The 18,544-nt window shown below is 71.3% G+C and carries 14 protein-coding genes; 7 read left to right on the top strand and 7 right to left on the bottom strand.

The genetic code is table 11. From position 1 onward, the window contains the following. Window positions 1–215: 215 nt before the first annotated feature. From ACFYQA_RS19900 to ACFYQA_RS19890, 3 genes are all read left to right on the top strand, one after another. Window positions 216–713: a MarR family winged helix-turn-helix transcriptional regulator gene (locus ACFYQA_RS19900; protein ID WP_388919257.1), complete on the top strand. Its 498-nt coding sequence runs from the start codon at window positions 216–218 to the stop codon at window positions 711–713. Further along, window positions 710–1,501, top strand: coding sequence for a response regulator transcription factor (locus tag ACFYQA_RS19895; protein WP_388919255.1), 792 nt, complete (start codon window positions 710–712; stop codon window positions 1,499–1,501). Before ACFYQA_RS19900 ends, ACFYQA_RS19895 begins: the two co-directional genes overlap by 4 nt. 124 nt (window positions 1,502–1,625) lie before the next feature. After that, window positions 1,626–5,000 (top strand): pyruvate carboxylase, encoded by a 3,375-nt coding sequence (locus tag ACFYQA_RS19890; protein WP_388919297.1) that lies wholly within the window; start codon window positions 1,626–1,628, stop codon window positions 4,998–5,000. Between the two features lie 49 nt (window positions 5,001–5,049). Here the strand turns inward: ACFYQA_RS19890 and ACFYQA_RS19885 are convergent, their stop codons facing one another. Then, window positions 5,050–5,316, bottom strand: coding sequence for a hypothetical protein (locus ACFYQA_RS19885; RefSeq protein WP_388919252.1), 267 nt, complete (start codon window positions 5,314–5,316; stop codon window positions 5,050–5,052). A 401-nt stretch (window positions 5,317–5,717) separates the two neighbouring features. Here ACFYQA_RS19885 and ACFYQA_RS19880 point away from each other — a divergent pair, with 401 nt between their 5' ends. Then, entirely contained in the window at window positions 5,718–6,386 is a 669-nt protein-coding gene (locus tag ACFYQA_RS19880) for a maleylpyruvate isomerase family mycothiol-dependent enzyme (protein ID WP_388919250.1), read from the top strand. Window positions 6,387–6,443: 57 nt separating this feature from the next. On the opposite strand, the gene ACFYQA_RS19875 is transcribed toward ACFYQA_RS19880, so the two are convergent. Both ACFYQA_RS19875 and ACFYQA_RS19870 read right to left on the bottom strand, forming a co-directional pair. Beyond that, entirely contained in the window at window positions 6,444–6,941 is a 498-nt protein-coding gene (locus tag ACFYQA_RS19875) for a carboxymuconolactone decarboxylase family protein (RefSeq protein ID WP_388919247.1), read from the bottom strand. Window positions 6,942–7,044: 103 nt separating this feature from the next. Next, window positions 7,045–8,718, bottom strand: coding sequence for a PucR family transcriptional regulator (locus ACFYQA_RS19870; RefSeq protein ID WP_388919244.1), 1,674 nt, complete (start codon window positions 8,716–8,718; stop codon window positions 7,045–7,047). A 181-nt stretch (window positions 8,719–8,899) separates the two neighbouring features. Here ACFYQA_RS19870 and ACFYQA_RS19865 point away from each other — a divergent pair, with 181 nt between their 5' ends. Then, window positions 8,900–10,168 (top strand): NAD(P)/FAD-dependent oxidoreductase, encoded by a 1,269-nt coding sequence (locus tag ACFYQA_RS19865; RefSeq protein WP_388919241.1) that lies wholly within the window; start codon window positions 8,900–8,902, stop codon window positions 10,166–10,168. 59 nt (window positions 10,169–10,227) lie between these two features. Here ACFYQA_RS19865 and ACFYQA_RS19860 read toward each other — a convergent pair whose 3' ends face one another. Then, window positions 10,228–11,142 carry a YceI family protein gene (locus tag ACFYQA_RS19860; protein ID WP_388919238.1) on the bottom strand — a complete coding sequence of 305 codons (915 nt, stop codon included), beginning with the start codon at window positions 11,140–11,142 and terminating at the stop codon, window positions 10,228–10,230. 453 nt (window positions 11,143–11,595) lie between these two features. Here ACFYQA_RS19860 and ACFYQA_RS19855 point away from each other — a divergent pair, with 453 nt between their 5' ends. After that, on the top strand, window positions 11,596–12,207 hold the full coding sequence (locus ACFYQA_RS19855) for a dihydrofolate reductase family protein (RefSeq protein ID WP_386395029.1): 612 nt from the start codon (window positions 11,596–11,598) through the stop codon (window positions 12,205–12,207). A gap of 162 nt (window positions 12,208–12,369) precedes the next feature. On the opposite strand, the gene ACFYQA_RS19850 is transcribed toward ACFYQA_RS19855, so the two are convergent. Beyond that, window positions 12,370–13,842: a glucose/sorbosone family PQQ-dependent dehydrogenase gene (locus ACFYQA_RS19850; RefSeq protein ID WP_386395027.1), complete on the bottom strand. Its 1,473-nt coding sequence runs from the start codon at window positions 13,840–13,842 to the stop codon at window positions 12,370–12,372. 480 nt (window positions 13,843–14,322) lie between these two features. Between ACFYQA_RS19850 and ACFYQA_RS19845 the strand changes: the two genes are divergently transcribed. Beyond that, window positions 14,323–14,907: a TetR/AcrR family transcriptional regulator gene (locus ACFYQA_RS19845; protein WP_386395025.1), complete on the top strand. Its 585-nt coding sequence runs from the start codon at window positions 14,323–14,325 to the stop codon at window positions 14,905–14,907. A gap of 102 nt (window positions 14,908–15,009) precedes the next feature. Here ACFYQA_RS19845 and ACFYQA_RS19840 read toward each other — a convergent pair whose 3' ends face one another. Then, entirely contained in the window at window positions 15,010–17,289 is a 2,280-nt protein-coding gene (locus ACFYQA_RS19840; RefSeq protein WP_388919233.1) for a cytochrome P450, read from the bottom strand. A gap of 19 nt (window positions 17,290–17,308) precedes the next feature. Beyond that, on the bottom strand, window positions 17,309–18,523 hold the full coding sequence (locus ACFYQA_RS19835; protein WP_388919230.1) for a serine hydrolase domain-containing protein: 1,215 nt from the start codon (window positions 18,521–18,523) through the stop codon (window positions 17,309–17,311). Window positions 18,524–18,544: the final 21 nt, after the last annotated feature.

The following is an 18,544-nucleotide window of genomic DNA, read 5'->3' as shown; positions in this document are numbered from 1 at the left end:
GAACGGCCGTGAAGGAAGCAGGAGTTGTGGAATCGGAAAGCTCGGCCACCAGGCATGGAAGCGGAGCGGGCTGACACCTTCCGGTCAGTTTCCTGACCTCAGCCTGACGTGATTCAAGTCACGCGGGGGGTCCGGTGGCGGAGTGGAGGTGGCGCGGGGCAAGAAGGCCTGCGCCCGTCTTGCTTAACTTAGTCAAGTAACTCTACGGTAACCGCATGTCCGCCCCGCAGCCCGCAGTGGTGCCCGTACCCGCCTCACCGGATCCGGTCGAGACCGAGCGGGCCCTCACCCGTGTCACCTGCCTGGTGGGCCGGGTCCGGCAGCACGAGCGCCTGATGGCCGTGGCCGGGCTGCCTCCGGCTCGGGCCGCCGCGGCGATCCTGCGGCACGCCGCCGGAAGCGACCCGCTGCGCCCCGGGAAGCCGGTGGCCCGCCTCTCCGTGGAGGCGTCCCATGTCACCCGGCAGCTCGGGCAGTTGGAGAAGGGCGGCTGCGTACAGCGGGTCCCCGATCCGGAGGACCGGCGGGCCCGGCGTGTCCGGCTCGCCGAGGCCGGACCGATCGCCATCGACCGGACGCGGGAAGTGAGCCTCCGAAGCATGCGGGTGGCGCCGGCGGACCGGTCGCCCGAGGGCCTCCGTCTGCTCGCCGAGCTCTTCCCCCGCACGGTGGGCGACTTCGTCGCCCGAGCCGAGGCCGGCATCGAGCCATGACGGCCACGCCCCACCCGGACAGCCTCCCCGTGTATCGGAGCACCGGCCGTCCGGCGGGCTGCGTCCTCGGAGAGGGGCCGTCGTCGCCCCGCGGCCACGGGCGGCACGTCCTGGTCGTCGAGCAGGACCCCTCGGTGACCGAACTGATCGCCACCGCACTCGAGTTGGTGGGTTACCGGGTCTGCACCGCGGGGACCGCAGCCGACGGGATGGTGCGGTTCGCGGAGCACCGCTTCGACCTGGTGGTCCTGGACGCCACCCTGCCCGACCTGATCGGCTTCACCCGGGGGCGGCGCGTGGCGCCCGCGGACCGGCCGCCGCTGCTGTTCCTGACCACCTGCGACTTCCTCCACAGCCTCCTGCCCGAACTCGGCCCGGGCGGCGAGGACTACGTCACCAAGCCGGTGCGGATCGCCGAAGTCCTGGCCAGGGCCCAGGTCCTGCTGCGCGGCCGTGCCCCCGAGCAGCAGGGGATGCACTGCTACGGCGACCTGGTTCTGGACGATGCCACCTGCCAGGCATGGCGCGGGTCCAGACAGCTCGACCTCACCCCCGCCGAATACCGGCTCCTGAGCCACCTGCTGGCCAACGCCGAACGCGTGCTGTCGAAGGAGCAGATCAGCCGGCACGTGTGGGGCGAGTACCGCGCCAACTCGGCCATCGAGAAGCTCGTCTCCCGTCTGAGGCTCAAGGTGGACAAGGAACATCCCGCGCTGATCCGCACCCGCCGGGGTTTCGGCTACTGGCTCGGTCACCCCGCCCGTCAGGACGCCACCCCCGCACACTGACGTGCCCCACGGCGCCGAAGCGGCAACCCCGTCCGGCGTGGGACGAGTGGCCCGGCTCACATGGCGCACCGGGCCTGTCACCGACACGATGGTCTTCGTCACCGGGCAGGCTGAAGGGATCAACATGTTCCGCAAGGTGCTGGTAGCCAACCGTGGTGAGATCGCGATCAGGGCGTTCCGCGCGGGCTACGAGCTGGGTGCCCGAACGGTCGCGGTCTTCCCCCACGAGGACCGCAACTCGCTCCACCGGCTCAAGGCGGACGAGGCATACCAGATCGGCCAGGTAGGGCATCCGGTGCGTGCCTATCTCTCGGTCGAGGAGATCGTCGGCGCGGCCCTCCGGGCGGGCGCCGACGCCGTCTACCCGGGCTACGGATTCCTGTCCGAGAACCCCGAGCTGGCCCTGGCGTGCGACGAGGCGGGCATCACCTTCGTCGGACCGAGCGCCCCGATCCTGGAGCTGACCGGGAACAAGGCGCGCGCCGTCGCCGCGGCCCGCGCGGCGGACGTGCCGGTACTGAGCTCCTCGGAGCCCTCCACCGACGTGGAGGAACTCGTCCGCGCCGCCGACGACATCGGCTTCCCCGTGTTCGTCAAGGCGGTCGCCGGCGGTGGCGGGCGCGGGATGCGCCGGGTCGAGGACCCCGCCCAGCTTCGGGAGTCCATCGAGGCGGCCTCGCGGGAGGCCGCCTCCGCGTTCGGCGACCCCACGGTCTTCCTGGAGCGGGCCGTCGTCGATCCCCGCCACATCGAGGTGCAGATCCTCGCCGACGGCGAGGGCAACGTCATCCACCTCTTCGAGCGCGACTGCTCGGTGCAGCGCCGCCACCAGAAGGTGATCGAACTCGCGCCCGCGCCGAACCTCGACCCCCGGCTGCGGGACAGGATCTGCGCCGACGCCGTGCGCTTCGCCCGCCAGATCGGCTACCGCAACGCCGGTACCGTGGAATTCCTCGTCGACCGCGACGGGAACCACGTCTTCATCGAGATGAACCCCCGCATCCAGGTCGAGCACACGGTGACCGAGGAGGTCACCGACGTCGACCTCGTACAGGCGCAGCTGCGCATCGCCGCCGGCGAGACCCTCGCCGACCTCGGACTCGCCCAGGAGAACATCACCCTGCGCGGCGCCGCGCTGCAGTGCCGCATCACCACCGAGGACCCGGCCAACGGCTTCCGCCCCGACACCGGGCAGATCAGCGCCTACCGCTCGCCCGGCGGCTCCGGCATCCGCCTGGACGGCGGCACCACCCACGCCGGCACGGAGATCAGCGCCCACTTCGACTCCATGCTGGTGAAACTGACCTGCCGAGGCCGGGACTTCGCCACCGCGGTGGGCCGGGCCCGGCGCGCCGTGGCCGAGTTCCGCATCCGCGGCGTCTCCACCAACATCCCCTTCCTCCAGGCCGTGCTCGACGACCCGGAGTTCCAGGCCGGCCGGGTCACCACGTCGTTCATCGAGCAGCGACCGCACCTGCTCACCGCACGCCACTCCGCCGACCGTGGCACGAAGCTGCTGACCTACCTCGCCGACATCACGGTCAACAAGCCGCACGGCGAGCGCCCCGAACTGATCGACCCGACGACCAAGCTGCCCCGGCCGGCCGCGGCCGAGCCGGCGCCGGGGTCCCGGCAGCTGCTCGCGGAACTCGGCCCCGAGGGATTCGCGAGCCGGCTGCGCGCCTCACCCACCGTCGGCGTCACCGACACCACCTTCCGCGACGCCCACCAGTCACTGCTCGCCACCCGGGTCCGCACCAAGGACCTGCTCGCCGTCGCCCCCGTGGTGGCGCGCACCCTGCCCGAGCTGCTCTCCCTGGAGTGCTGGGGCGGCGCCACCTACGACGTCGCCCTGCGCTTCCTCGCCGAGGACCCCTGGGAACGCCTGGCCGCCCTGCGCGAAGCCGTGCCGAACATCTGCCTCCAGATGCTGCTGCGCGGCCGCAACACCGTGGGCTACACGCCCTACCCGACCGAGGTGACCGACGCCTTCGTCCAGGAGGCGGCGGCCACCGGCATCGACGTCTTCCGCATCTTCGACGCGCTCAACGACGTCGACCAGATGCGGCCCGCCATCGACGCCGTACGGGAGACCGGGACGGCCGTCGCGGAGGTGGCCCTGTGCTACACCTCCGACCTGTCCGATCCGTCCGAGCGGCTCTACACCCTGGACTACTACCTGCGCCTGGCCGAGCAGATCGTGGCCGCGGGCGCGCACGTCCTGGCCGTCAAGGACATGGCAGGCCTGCTGAGGGCGCCCGCGGCCGCCACCCTGGTGTCCGCCCTGCGCCGGGAGTTCGACCTGCCGGTCCACCTGCACACCCACGACACCTCCGGCGGGCAGCTCGCCACCTACCTCGCCGCCATCCAGGCCGGAGCGGACGCCGTCGACGGAGCGGTGGCGTCCATGGCGGGCACCACCTCGCAGCCCAGCCTGTCGGCGATCGTCGCGGCGACCGACCACTCGGACCGGCCCACCGGCCTCGACCTCCAGGCCGTCGGCGACCTGGAGCCGTACTGGGAGAGCGTCCGCAAGGTCTACGCCCCCTTCGAAGCGGGCCTGGCCTCACCCACCGGCCGCGTCTACCACCACGAGATCCCCGGCGGGCAGCTCTCCAACCTGCGCACCCAGGCCATCGCCCTCGGCCTGGGCGACCGCTTCGAGGACATCGAGGCGATGTACGCCGCCGCCGACCGGATCCTCGGCCGCCTCGTCAAGGTGACCCCCTCGTCGAAGGTGGTCGGCGACCTGGCCCTGCACCTGGTGGGTGCCGGGGTGTCCCCGCGGGACTTCGAGCAGGACCCGGACCGGTTCGACATCCCCGACTCCGTCATCGGCTTCCTGCGCGGTGAACTCGGCACCCCGCCCGGCGGCTGGCCCGAGCCGTTCCGGAGCAAGGCACTGCGCGGCCGCGCCGAGGCCAAGCCGGTGCAGGAACTGACCGCGGACGACCGCGCCGGGCTGGCGAAGGACCGCCGGGCCACGCTCAACCGGATGCTGTTCCCCGGACCGGCCCGCGAGTTCGAGACGCACCGGCAGACCTTCGGCGACACCAGCGTCCTGGACAGCAAGGCCTTCTTCTACGGGCTGCGCCCCGACAAGGAGTACACCGTCGACCTCGACCCCGGGGTGCGGCTGCTCATCGAACTCCAGGCCGTGGGCGACGCCGACGAGCGTGGCATGCGCACCGTGATGTCCACCCTGAACGGTCAGATGCGGCCGATCCAGGTCCGCGACCGGGCCGCCGCCTCCGACGTCCCGGTCACCGAGAAGGCCGACCGCAGCGACCCCGGCCATGTCGCGGCGCCGTTCGCCGGAGTGGTGACCCTCGCGGTCGCCGAGGGTGACGAGGTGGCGGCCGGTGCCACGGTGGCCACCATCGAGGCGATGAAGATGGAGGCCGCGATCACCGCCCCGAAGTCCGGCACGGTGAGCCGGCTGGCCATCAACCGCATCCAGCAGGTGGAGGGCGGCGACCTCCTCGTGGAACTCGCCTGAGCCGCCCGCCGCCCGCCCCACTCCCCCTTCCGGTCCCCGTCGCTGGTGCTCACCCGAGGAACTCGTCCGGCGGCGGCGGGAACAGGGACGTCCGTCGCATCAGGGTCATGCGCGTGGTGGCGGGCAGCGCGGCCGGCCGCGGAATCAGCCGCTGCATCCCGGCGGCGCGCTCGACCCGTACGCAGTCGGTGTCGCCGATGACCAGCAGCGTGGGAGCCGTCAGACCGCGCAGGGCGCCGGCGCTCCAGGACAGTGGAGCGCGCGCCGCCGCGAAGCACCCGGCGAGGAGATCCTCGAAGCGCCCGGGATGCGGCACGCTCGCCGCGTACACGTCGGCTCGCGTGGAAGTCCGTCTCGTCGGGCAGCCGCGGCGAGCCGGGGCCGGGGGTGCGGACCTTCTCGCGGACACCGTCCTGCACGGACCGGGCGGGGCGGCGAGCACGCGCCGTCCCGCCCGGCCGGATGCCTGAAGGACGGCCCGGCCAGGGCCGTTTACCTCGTAATACCTCTCGGGACCACTGACCTCGGCGCAGGCGGAACTGTCCGGCACGGTCGGTTCGTCCTGGGAACGTTATCGTCGTGCACCAGGGGGCCGGGCCCGGCCCCGGAACTCGCCGGCGACCGATGACTTCGCCCCGGAGCTGGAGTCTCCCTCACCGAGCCGAGAGCACACCGGCCACGCCCGAGCCGTACACCTGTGACAGGAGACCCGCCCGTATGACCCGTCCGGAACCGATGACAGGTCGCCGCATCCGCAGAACGGCCCTCTGGCCATCGGTCCACGCGGAGCGCGCGGCGCTGGCGGCCGACCTCGCCGATCTGACCGACGAGCGGTGGGTCACACCGTCACTGTGCACAGGCCTGACCGTGCGCGAGGTGCTGGCGCACCTCACCGCGGCCGCGAGCCTGAACGGGCCGCGCTGGCTGGCCGGGGTGATCCGCTGCCGGTTCGACTTCGACAAGCAGGTGGCCATGCGGCTGGCCGAGCAGATGGGCGCGACTCCGGCCGAGACCCTCGACCGGTTCCGGCGTGCCGTCCCGAGCACGACCAAGCCCCCTTTGCCCGTCATCGCCATGCTTGGCGAGACGATCGTGCACGGAGAGGACATCCGGCGCCCCCTGGGCATCCGCCGCGACCACCCGGCGGACGTCGTCACACGGGTCGCCGAGTACTACCGGAGCACGGACCAGGTCGTCGTGGCCAAGGGCCGGATCGGCGGCCTGGGACTCGTCGCCGACGACGGCCCCTTCACCGCCGGTTCCGGACCCCTGGTGACCGGCCCCACCCTGGCCCTGGTGATGGCCATGACGGGACGTGCGGTGTACTGCGACGACCTCACGGGCCCCGGCGTGGAGCTGCTCCGCCGCCGCTGCCGTCCGGCATGACCGTGCTGCGGGTCCATGGCGCACGGCGGAGCCGGGGCGGCAGGCCCGCGGAGGCGTTCAGCCGGCCGGTGCCGCGGCACGGCTGCGCACCGGGTGCTTGCTCAGGACCGAGACCCGGTTGAAGGCGTTCATGGTGATCGCCACCCAGATCACGGCGGAGATCTCGTCCTCCGACAGTACGGGGCGGGCGATGCGGTAGGCGGTGGCCTGCGTGTCCGCGTCCGTGGGAAGGGTGGTCGCCTCGGCCAGCGCCAGTGCGGCACGCTCGCGTGGATCGAACAGTTCGGTGTCGCGCCAGGCGGGCAGCACACCCAGACGCTGTGTGGTCTCACCGGCGCGCAGCGCTCTCGTGGTGTGCAGGCTGAGGCAGAACGCGCACGCGTTGAGCTGGGAGACCCGGATGTTGATCAGTTCGACGAGTATGCGGTCCAGCCCGGCGTCGGCCGCGACCTTGCGTACCGCCTCGGCCGTGGCCGACAGAGCGCGATAGGCGTCCGGGCTCTGCTGGTCGACGAAGACCCGCCTGTCGGTGGTCTCTGCTGCCTGCTCGGTCACGTGAACTCCCTCAACGCGCGGTATCCAACCTCCTGTCCTATCATCAATGACTCATTTTTGATGAACGTACTTTCGATGGCCGGCCGGACGAGGCCGCGAGCGGTCACGGACGGGGCGGCGGCGAGGGGGGACCGGGAGCCTCGCCCCGGGCCGGCGACCCGTCCATCGCGGTGAGCTGCAGCCGCAGCGCCAGCCGCACGCGGGGAGAGGACAGGTCCACCGGAGCCACTTCGTCGAGCTTGCGCAGCCGGTACCGCAGCGTGTTGGGGTGGATCCGCAGCAGCCGCGCAGCGCTCTGCGGGTCACCGAAGTGGTCCAGCCAGGCCGCGAGCGTCGCGCGATACGGCGTGCCGTGCTCCTCGTCGTGCGCGCGCAGCACGGCGAGCGGGCCGCCGAGCAGGCCCGTGTCGATCCCGACGGCCGCCGTGGCACGCTCCACGACCACGGTGTCCCAGGCGTCCTCCATCAGGACGATCCCCGTCGTGCCGTGGAGCGCGAGCCGGCCCGCGGTGACCAGCCGGTGGAGTTCGCCGGCCTCCGCGGTGGAACGGGGCAACCGGTCGGGGGAGTGGGCAGGGCCCCCCGCGACGGCGTACAGGCCCGCATCGCGCGCGTGGACCTCACCGAGCACGTGGCGGAGCCAGTCGAGGGTGCCCGCGCCGGCATCGGCCATACCGCCGGCCGTGACCGGCCGTCTGCCGCGCGGTCGCTCGGTGACCAGACCGAACAGCAACCCGTCGATGTCGGTCAGCAAGGGCTCGTGCCAGCCGAAGCGGCGCACGACGGACTCCCACAGATCCAGCTGCCTGCGTACGTCGCCGGCCTCGTAGGGCGACCCGAAGGCCACCACCCGCCAGGGACCCGCCGGCAGCGCCGGAACCGCGTCGGGTCCGGAAAGCGCGCCCGGACCCGGCGCGGTTCCCTCGCGCAGGGCCCCCCGCAGCCGGCCGGTCGACACCCGCCGTGCGATCCCCGCCTCGGCGCGCAGCCGCAGCAGATGCAGGGCGAGGACCGAGGCCACCTCGCCGAGCTCCCGGATGCGCTCCTCCGGGACCGGAGGACCGACCACCGCCCAGATCGAGCCGAGCCACTCGCCGCCGGCCCGCACCGGGATGATCAGCCGGGGCAGCGTGCCGTCGGGGCCCGCCGGGGTCCAGATGGGGTCGCTGGAGCGGGCGAGCCTGCGGAAGACACCGCCGGCCCGGAAATGGGTGAGGGTCTCCGGCGGGACGCGCCGTCCCACGATGGTGGAGACCCTCGCCGGATCGGTCGTGTCCTGCCGCGCGGAGTACGCGAGAACCCGGGACTGCGCGTCCTCCACCGTCACGGGCGCGTCGATGATCTCGGCCGCCGCGTCGGCCAGCGCGAACAGGTCGACGTGCGGTCCGGGCGTACCGAGGCGACTGGTGTCGGGCGCGGCGGCCCGGTCGATGACACCTCGCAGCAGCCAGACGACATGCGCCCATGAGGTGTGCGGCTGCAGTTCGACCAGGGCGGGGCCCGCCAGTTCGCGGGTGGCACGGGCCACCTGGGGATCGCCGGCGAAGGGGCTCTTGAGGACGACGCCCCCGGCCGCCGCCCGTGCGGCCCGCTCCAGCAGAGCAAGGGCCTCCGCCCGGTCGGTCACGCCCACCCCCAGGACGAGTTCCCCCGGCTGCCCCCCGGCATCGCCGGGCTCGGCCAGGGCGATGTCGTGGACTTCGGCGTCCTTGGCCGCCACGACCGTACGGAGGAAGCCGGCGCCCAGGGACTCCACGAGATCGGTGACCGTGATCATCACCGGCACCCCGTGGTGGGAGAGGAACAGCTCATGCGCAGGGTCATGCCCCCATTGTGACTCCCGTGCACAGTGCCCGGAGCATCATCGATCCGTCTTTCATTGGTCGCACAGCACAAAGACAACCGGGCGGACCGGGCCCACCATCGGAGACATCACCGCCTTGGAGAAGAGGTTTCGCATGGTCCGCCCTCCCTCGCCCGCGCCCTCCGGCCCCCATGCCGTCGCCGTCGTCGGCGCCGGCATGGTCGGACTGTCCACCGCCTGGTTCCTGCAGGAGCGAGGAGTCGACGTCACCGTGTACGACCGCGCGGGGGTGGCCGCCGGATCGTCCTGGGGCAACGCCGGGTGGCTCACCCCCGGACTGGCGACACCGTTGCCCGAGCCCGCGGTCCTCAGCTACGGCCTGCGAGCGGTGCTCAGCCCGTCCTCCCCGGTCTACGTCCCGCCCAGCGCGAACCCCGCCCTGCTCGGGTTCCTGGCCAAATTCGCCCGGAACAGCACCGCGACACGGTGGCTGCGCGCGATGCGCGCGCTCGTCCCCATCAACGGCCTGTCGCTGTCCTCCTTCGACCTGCTGGCCGAAGGAGGCGTCGAGGCGCGCACCCTCGACGCCAAGTCCTTCCTCGCGGCCTACCGCACGGCCGGGGAGCGCCGGGTTCTGCTGGAGGAACTCGAACAGATCCATGCCGCGGGCCAGAGCATGGAGTTCGACGTCCTCGACGGAGACGAGGCCCGGGAAATCGAGCCGTCCCTTTCGGACGAGATCGGCGCGGCGATCCGGCTGCACGGTCAGCGCTACATCGACCCGGGACACTTCGTGCACTCCCTGGCCGACGCGGTCCGTGCCCGGGGCGGGACGATCCGGGAGAACACGGAGGTCACCGATGTGCGGGACGCGGCCACCGGTGTCACCGTCCTGACCGGTGACGGCCAGAACCGACGCTTCGACGCGGTGGTCCTGGCCACCGGAGCCTGGCTCGGCCGGCACGCCAGGAAGTTCGGGGTCCGCTCCCTCGTACAAGCCGGCCGGGGGTACAGCTTCAGCATCCCGGTCGAGCACGTACCGTCCGGCCCGGTCTACTTCCCCGGGCAGCGCGTCGCCTGCACGCCGCTCGGCGACCGGCTGCGCGTCGCCGGAATGATGGAGTTCCGTAAGCCGGAAGCGCCCCTGGACGCCCGACGGATCAACGCCATCGCCGAAGCGGCCCGCCCGCTGCTGCGCGGGGCCGACCTGGACGCCCGTAAGGACGAGTGGGTCGGCTCACGCCCGTGCACGACCGACGGACTTCCCCTGATCGGCCGCACCCGCTCACCCCGGGTCTTCGCCGCGGGCGGCCACGGCATGTGGGGCATCACTCTCGGCCCGGCCACCGGACTGCTGCTCGCCGAGACGATGGTCACCGGCGAACGCCCCGCGCAGCTCGCGCCGTTCGACCCGCTGCGCTGACCGGACGTCGACGGCGGGGCCGGCATCCCCGCCCCGCCGTCAACAGCCGGTGAGTCCGCTCAGTGGGGCGGGGTCGGCGTGTCGGGGGTGCGGTACATGGCCTGTACGTCGAGCTCCAACTGGACCGTGGGGCCGACCACGGCGATGCCGCGGGCGAGCATCGAACGGTAGTTGAGGGTGAAGTCCTCGCGGTGCAGTTCGGCCTTCGCGAGCGCGGCGCAGCGCAGTTCCTGCTCGTAGCCGCCGTTCACGGTGCCGAGGTACTCGGTGTCGAGGCCCACGGAGCGGCTGGTGCCGTGCATGGTGAGGGTGCCGTGCACGGTCCACTTGGAGCCGCCGCGATAGGCGAACCGGGTACTGGTGAAGTCGATGTACGGGTAGTGCTCGACGTCGAGGAAGTCGCCGGATCGCAGGTGGTTGTCACGCGTCTGGTTACCCGTGGTGAGGCTGGATGCGTCGATGCGCACCTGGACCTGGGAGTCGGCCATGTTCTGCGCGACACGGACGCCGCCCTCGAACCGCGTGAAGCGGCCGTGCACATGGGCCATGCCCACGTGCTTGGCGATGAACCGGATCGCGGTGTGCGGCGGGTCGAACAGCCAGGTGCCGGACGGCGGCAGCTCCAGCTGACGTCCGGGCTCCAGCGCGATGCGCTGCGGAGGGAGCACGACGCCGGCGGCTATCTCGACGGTCTCACGGACCGGCGACAGGCTCTCCGACGCGATCATCACGCTGTAGGTGCCCGGGGGCAGGGCCGCCATGAAGTAGCCGTACGGGTCGGTGGTGCCGCGCGTCGCGACACGGTGGCTGCTCAGCCCGGTCACCGTGACCTCGGCTCCGCCCAGCGGCTGCCCCAGCGCGTCGAGGACCTCGCAGCCGAACACCCCCGAGCCGGGCGGCAGGGGGACCGAGAGGGCCGGCGCGGCGCCGTGGGCGCTGTGGGAGCGCCTGCGTCGCAGCAGTCCGAGGACCATGGTGTTCACCTTTCTTCACACGTGTCGCTGCCATGCGACCCGCACGGCACGCCGCGTTCGCGGCTGCCAAGAGGCCCGGGAAACGGGACGTCGGTACGAGGGGGGAGGCCGGTGACGATCCTAAAGCCGACGAAAGGGCTGATCCGCTGCTCCGGATACCTGCATGAGCGCCGGACCGTGCCGCACGAGTCGCCGGAGGGGCCCTGATATATGAGGGGATGACCCGGTTTGAGGGGGCAGTGCTTTGCGGTAACGCTCTGGCAAACAGTGTGGGGCGTATCGCAATGTTCATGCGTCACTCGCGGTATCGGCGCACATCGTGCACGACGTCCGCACACGCACCGGCGCGGCCGGACCGATGAGAACTCGCGCACCGCACCGTCCAAGAAGGAGAGAACAGCGAGATACGGCGAGAGAAGTGCGCCGTACCGCCGAGGAGAGGAGTGGTGCGCGATGAAGCTGACGCTGACGCAGTTCCTGACGCTGGACGGCGTCTACCAGGGCCCGGGATCCCCGGACGAGGACACCGGCGACGGGTTCACCCGGGGCGGCTGGTTCGTACCGTACCTGGACGAGGCCTTCGAACAGCTGGCCGCCACCTGGCTCGGCCAGGCGGACGCCCTGCTGCTGGGCCGCCGTACCTACGTGAACTTCGCGCGGGACTGGCCGAAGATGACCGAACCGCCCTTCGGACCCCTCATGAACGGCCTGCCGAAGTACGTGGCCTCCCACACCCTGACCGAAGCCGGATGGAACCCGACCACGATCCTGTCCGGCGACGTCCCTGCCCAGGTCGCCGACCTGAAGCGGCGGCCCGGCCGTGAGCTGCAGCTCCACGGCAGTGCCCGGCTGTCCCAGTCCCTGCTGGCCGCCGGCCTGATCGACGAACTGCGCCTGGTGATCGCCCCCGTGCTGGTCGGCACCGGCCGCCGTCTCTTCCCGTCCGGTGTCTCCCCGACCGGCCTGCGCCTCGTCCGCCACGAGACGACACCGCGCGGCCTGGCGGTCCACACCTACGAAACGACGGGACAACCCGAGTACGGGACGTACGGCGCCGACGCGTAAGGGGTGAGAGCCGGCAGTCCTGGCGCGACTGGCCCGGCCCGTACGGGTACGGCAGAGGTCCTCGCCCCGGGATGCCGGACCTGTGCGAGGCACCGGCCGGACGGGGCGAGGACGACTGCGTGTGCTCCTCGGCGTGCTGGAGCGGGATCGGAGCGCGGCGGGTCAGCGCTCCCAGCGGTATTCGATGATCGCGCCCGGGTTCGCCAGCGGTTCGGTGGACGGAGCGCCCCGGATGTCACGGACGGGGCCCGCGGAGTCGGTCGCGGCGAAGAGGGACCTGCCGTCGGCGCTGAACTCCGTGTCACGGAAGCGGTTCTCCTCCGTGATGAGCTTGGTGACCTTGCTGACGTCCCGGCCGTCCGGCGTGAGGTCGACGCGGTAGACGGTGCCGTCCTTGAGCGTGGTCATCACCAGGGAGTCGTTCCAGCCGGGGAGGCCCTCACCGGTGGACGCGGCGGACTTCCTGGATGTCCCGTAGTGCTCGAAGCTCGAGGGTGCGATGGTGGGCCAGCACACCGACCACATCTCGCCCTGGGCGCACTTGGGGTTCTGGAACTGGAAGTCCGAGTCCACGGTGCCGAAGGTGTGGATCGGGTCCATGAAGGGCCGGGTGAAGTCGCTCTCCTCCTGCACGGGGACCGTCGCGGGGATCTCGAAGTTGCTGAAGGTCAGCTCGTCGCACGGTGTCGGCCAGGAGGCCGACCAGTTGGCGTAGACGTAGGCCTTGTCGTCGCGGTACCCCGAGACGTTCGGCCAGCCGTAGTTGCCGCCCGAGCGCAGGATGTTGATCTCGTCGTCGGTCTTCGGGCCCTGCTCGTTCGAGTAGAGCGTGCCGTCGGGGCCGAAGGCCAGGCCCTGGGCGTTGCGGTGCCCGTAGGTGTAGACGTGGCTGCGCACGCCGTCGAGGACCGGGTTGTCCGAGGGGACGGAGCCGTCGGTGTTCAGCCGCAGGGTCTTGCCCTGGTAGGCGATCCAGTCCAGGCCCTCGACCTCATGGGCGGTGGGCAGCCGCATGGCGTAGCTGGGCCTGCAGGTGCTGCCGAACTGGTTCACGCCCTGGTCACCGATGGTGTAGTACAGCTTGCCGTCGGGGCCCAGGCGCAGCCGCGCCGACTGGTGGTCGTTGCCGGACGGCATACCGGCGATGACGGCCTTCGGGCTGTGCAGCCGCTGCCGGCCGGCGTCGTAGGTGTAGCGTTCGATCTTGGTACGGGCTTGCACGGCCGGGGTGCTGTCGATGTCGTAGCTGTACGAGATGTAGGCGTACACCTCGCCGCTCTTCGGCACTTCCTCGAGGGCGAGGCCGAGCACGCCGTCCTGCCCGCCCTCGCTGTGGACGGCCTCCGGCAGGCTGAGCAGGGTGGTCTTGGCACCGGTCTTCGGGTCGACGCGGGTGACCTTCTTGCCGCTCTTCTCGGTGGCCCACAGGGATCCGTCGGGAGCCCGGACGATCTCGTAGGGGTTGTGGAGGCCGGTGGCCACGACCCGCTTGGTGAACGTGCCCGACATGGGCGGCGCGGTGGTACGGGCCGGAGGGGTCGCGGCGTCCGTGTTCCCGTTCGCGGAGGGATCTCCGCCCGTGACAGCGGCGCCGGTCAGCGATGCGCCGAGGGCCAGGATGAGCGCGGTTGTCACAGGTCCGCGCAGTATGCGGTGCATGTGGTTCCTTCCGGTGAAGTTCCCCCCGCATTCGAATCATTACGCTCCGATTATGTTTCAGCGCTCTGGGTAGCGCTCCGTTGTGCCGTTCGGGTGAAGGAGAGGCTGGGGCGGGGACGCGGGCCGGCCCGGACGGCCACCCCGGCCGGCGAGGGCTGGGCAGCTTCAAACGCACCTGGCAGGAGAAGAGTTGGGGCATCGCCGCCTGCCGGTGGACGGCATGCTGCTCCCGGGTGTCCGTACGGTGGGACCGGTCGAGGACCGCCGCGATCAGGCGCCCACCGAACCCCACCGGCGCGGCCCCGTGGCATGCCCCCACCTCGCGGTTCACCCGAATGGCTACACTTCTCCGGCAGTGCCGTACCGCCCCCGTCGGCGGGTGGGCCGGACACTGCTCCCGGCCGCACCCCGGGTGTCTCGATCCGTCAGCTTCTCCCTGTGAGCCAGGTACTTTGCATGGCAGCCAACCGCACGGCCAAGAGCATCGCCACGCGTCAGCGCTTCGTCGACGAGGCTCTGCGTCTTTTCAAGGAACGGGGCTACGAGAGCACGTCCATGGCCCAGATCGCGGCCGCGGCCGGCAGCAGCCGGGCCAACCTGTACCTGTACTTCAACAGCAAGTCCCAGATCATCAGGGCCCGCATGACCGAGATCGAGGCCGAGGTCGCCGAGCTCTACGCAGTGCTGGACGGGATGCCGGCGCACACCCCCGAGGCCCTGCGGGAATGGCTGGGGACCGCCCGCGGGATGTGGCTGCGCTGCGCCACGGAGTTCGAGGCCGTCAACCAGGCCATGGCCATCGACCCGGACGTGCTCGAGGAGTGGCTGGGACTGATCCGGCGTGTCTCGTCGGCCCACGCCGCGCTCCACCTCGACGGTGCGACAAAGGACGAGCGGACGGAACGCGAAGTGCACATGACCACGCTCATGATGAGCCTGGAGCGCAACTTCTACTTCCTGTACGTCCGTGGCCACAAGGAGCGGGAGGAACTGACCCTCGCCTCCCTGGCCCGGCAATGGGCCCAGCTGTTCGACGACTGAGACGACCGGCCGGGCCGGGGCGGCCGACATGACTCCGTCGGGAAACCCGGGTCACGGGTTTCCCGACGGAGCGGTGCGAGGAAACGGGCGGCGCCGCCGGCGTCAGCCGCCGAGCACCAGCCGCGGGCACCCGGCCTCGGCCCGGGACACGCAGATCAGCATGGTCTCGTTGGTCTCCTGTTCGGCCGCGGTGAGGATCGAGTCCCGGTGGTCGGCGCGGCCGGAGACGATGCGCGTCTCGCAGGTGCCGCACGTCCCGGTCTTGCACGAGGACACCACCGGCAGCCCGGCCTTCTCCGCGGCCTGAAGGATCGTCTCGTCCGCGCCGACCTCGACGACCGTCCCCGACTCCGCGAACTCCACCTGGAACGGTGTGTCGGGAACGGTGCGCTCCACGGGCTTGGGAGCGAACCGCTCCATGCGCAGGGAGTTCTTCGGCCAGTGAGAGGTGTTCTCCTCGACGGCACGCAGCAGGGGCTCGGGCCCGCACGCGTAGACGAGCGTGTCGTCACGCACCTCACCGAGCAGACCGGCCAGGTCGATCAGCCCGTCCCGGTCCTGCGGGACCAGCGTGACCCGGCCGTCGTGGGCGGCCAGCTCGTCGCAGAAGGCCATCGACGTGCGGGTGCGCCCGCCGTAGACGAGGTCCCACTCGGCCCCGGCGCGCTCGGCCTCCCTGATCATGGGCAGGATCGGGGTGATGCCGATGCCCCCGGCGACGAAGAGGTAGCGGGGCGAGGGCAGGAGCCGGAAGTTGTTGCGCGGCCAGGACACGGTGACCCGGGACCCGGCGGTCAGCGCGTCGTGCACCGCCGCCGACCCGCCCCGGCCGGCCTCCTCCCGCAGCACACCGATGCGGTACGTGGTGCGGTCCTCGGGGTCGGAGGACAGCGAGTACTGACGCACCCACGGCTCACCGTCCACGCCGGTCCCGTTCTGTCCGCCGTTCCCGCGGGGCACATGGACGTCGACGTGGGCGCCGGCCTTCCACGGCGGCAGGTCCCCGCCGTCCGGGTGGCTCAGGGTCAGGGCGACGACGCCGTCCGACGCCTCGGTGCGTTCCGTCACCTCCAGGTTGAGCGTGCGCACGGTGCGCGTCCGGGACCGCTCGACGTCCGCGACGTCCCAGTGCACGTGCAGCGACCGGCGCACCGGGAGCAGGGCCATGCGCAGGAAGTCCAGCTCGTCGGTGTCGTCGGGACGCAGCGACGGCAGCCGCTCGAAGAGCACGCGCAGTCCTGTCGCTCCCTGGACCCGGGCGAGAGGATTGCCCAGGCAGGTGTGCCGGCCGGCGGTGAAGGCCAGGTGATCCTCGGGGTCGGGGCGGTGGATGTCGAACTCGAAGGGCCGGTCGACGTGCCCGGGGTCGGTGTTGGCCGATGCCAGCGCGACCCACACCATGTCGCCGGCCGAGATCTTCACGCCCGACAGTTCCACGTCGCGCGTCACCCGGCGGGAGGTGAACGTCGAGGACGGGCGGCGCCGCACCGTCTCCTCGAAGACCCGGGGCCACAGCTCCGGCTCGGCGAGCGCGTCCTGCAGCGCCCCGGGGTTCTGGGACAGGAAGATCACCGCATTGGTCATCGCCTGGGCGGTGGTGTCCGTGCCGGCCGCGGCGAACTCGGAGACATGCAGGGCGATCTGCGGCGTGGGCAGCGCGTACGAGCCGTCCTTCGCCCTGGCCGACGCCATCACGGAGATGATGTCGTCCGCGTCGGAGTCGCGTCGTTCGTCCACGATGGCACGCAACGTCAGGTTGGCCTCGACGAAGCGGTCCCACACCTCGGTCCGCCCCGGCTCGGGCAGCGGTTCGTGCGCGGACGACAGCACGGCGAACAGGTCGTCGCGCAACTGCCGCATCATCGCCTCGTGTTCGTAGCCGAGACCCAGCAGCGCCATGATGGTCTGGGTCGTCAGCTCCAGCGAGTACTCCTCGAGCAGATTCGCCGAGCCCCTGTTCTCGAACCGGTCGATGATGCGGTGGGCCCGGGCCTCGATCTCCGGCTGCAGCCGGTCCATGCGCTCCTTGACGAAGCCCCGCTGGGCCACGGAACGAGCATCCGTGTGGCCGGGCGGGTCCTGCCCCACGATCATCTTCGACACGAGATCCGGCGGGTAGATCCCGTGGTGCTTCTCCGGCACGTCCGCGGCCGAGTTCGCCGCCGAGGAGTAGGTCCGCCAGTCCGAGAGAACGGTGAGACAGTCGTCCCGCCGCGTCACGATCCACGCGTTGAGGTGCGGGTACCAGAACACCGGCGAGGTGTCCCGGACCGTGGCCAGGTGACCGGCCGGGTCGCGGTAGTAGTCGTCGCCCATCGCGTCGAAACCGTGGGCGACGGGGCAGCGGCCCACCGGACGGGCCTCTTCCTGCAGTGACGTCATGGCCTGGTCCTTTCGCTGGTCAGACGCTGGTTGCCGCGGAGGCGGCGATCGACGAGAGCTTCTGGAACCGGGCGACGTTGTCCCCCTCGTCCATCACCCCGGAGGAGAGGAAACAGAAGGACATGCCCGAGGCGGGGTCCACCCACAGCAGGGAGGAACCGGCCCCGTACGAGCCGAAGGTGCCCGGGGAGACGAAGGGGCCGAAGAAACGCGCGTGCGTCCCCGTGCCGGCAAGGGCCATGCCCAGGCCCATGTTCCCCGGCGGGAGGTCCCACTTGCGGGCGGCGGCGACCATCCCGTACAGGTCGTTGATCTGGTCGCCGGTCTGGTTGGTCACGGCGAAGTCCAGCACCGACTCCCCGATGAGCTGCTCCCCGGAAGCGGTGCGCCCCTTGTTGCGCAGCATCTCGGTGAACGCGAAGACGTCGTCGATGGTGGACACCGCGCCGACCCACGGCATCTCGGCGTCCCCGCGGTCGATGACGTCGTCGAGGCACTCGATGTCCTCGGGCTTGAGCCAGGAGTCGTTGGCGACGATGACCTTCAGCGGCACGCCCAGGTCACGCCACTCCTCGGGCATCCCGAACCGGGTGTGTGTCATGCCGACGGGGTCGAAGACCTTCTCCCGCATGAGCTCCCGGAACGAGTCGGCACCGTAGGCGCGCCGGGCCATCTCGCCCATGAGCGCGTGGTTGATGGCCGCCGAGTAGTTCAGGTTCGTGCCCGGCTCGTGCACGACGTCGACGCCGGCCAGTGCCTCGATGACATCGGCGAGCACGGCGAAGCCCTCAGGGCCCAGGCCCGGGTTGGGCGTGGCGGGCATGCCGGCCCGGTGCGTGAGCAGGTGGGCGAGGTTGATCCGGTCCTTGCGCGCCGCGCGGAACGGCTCGGTGCCGAAGAACTCGGGAATGAGGTCGACGACACGCGTGGAGAGCATCAGCCTGCCCTCGCTGAGCGCCCGGAAGACCAGGGCGTTGGTGAAGCCCTTGGACATGGACAGGATGCGGTAGACGTCGTCGCGCCGGGTCGGGCGGCCGGCCTGGACGTCGGCCAGTCCGTAGGTGCCGCGCAGGGCGATCTCGCCGTGGCGGGCCACGATGATGTTCGCCCCGTGGTAGGCGCCGTCCTCGATGTCCGCGCGGATGGTGTGGTCCAGGACCTCGAGGAAGCGGCGTTCGACGCCGGGCGTCTCGGTGAGGGCGACAGTGGGTTCCGGGGCCTCGGTGTGCTGCACTGGTTCTTCTCCGTCCGGTGT

Source organism: Streptomyces sp. NPDC005774 (genome assembly GCF_042871645.1).
In the GTDB taxonomy this organism is placed as follows: Bacteria; Actinomycetota; Actinomycetes; order Streptomycetales; family Streptomycetaceae; genus Streptomyces; species Streptomyces pratens.
The sequence above is the reverse complement of the archived record's forward strand: the minus strand, read 5'-3'. Positions and strand labels throughout refer to the sequence as shown.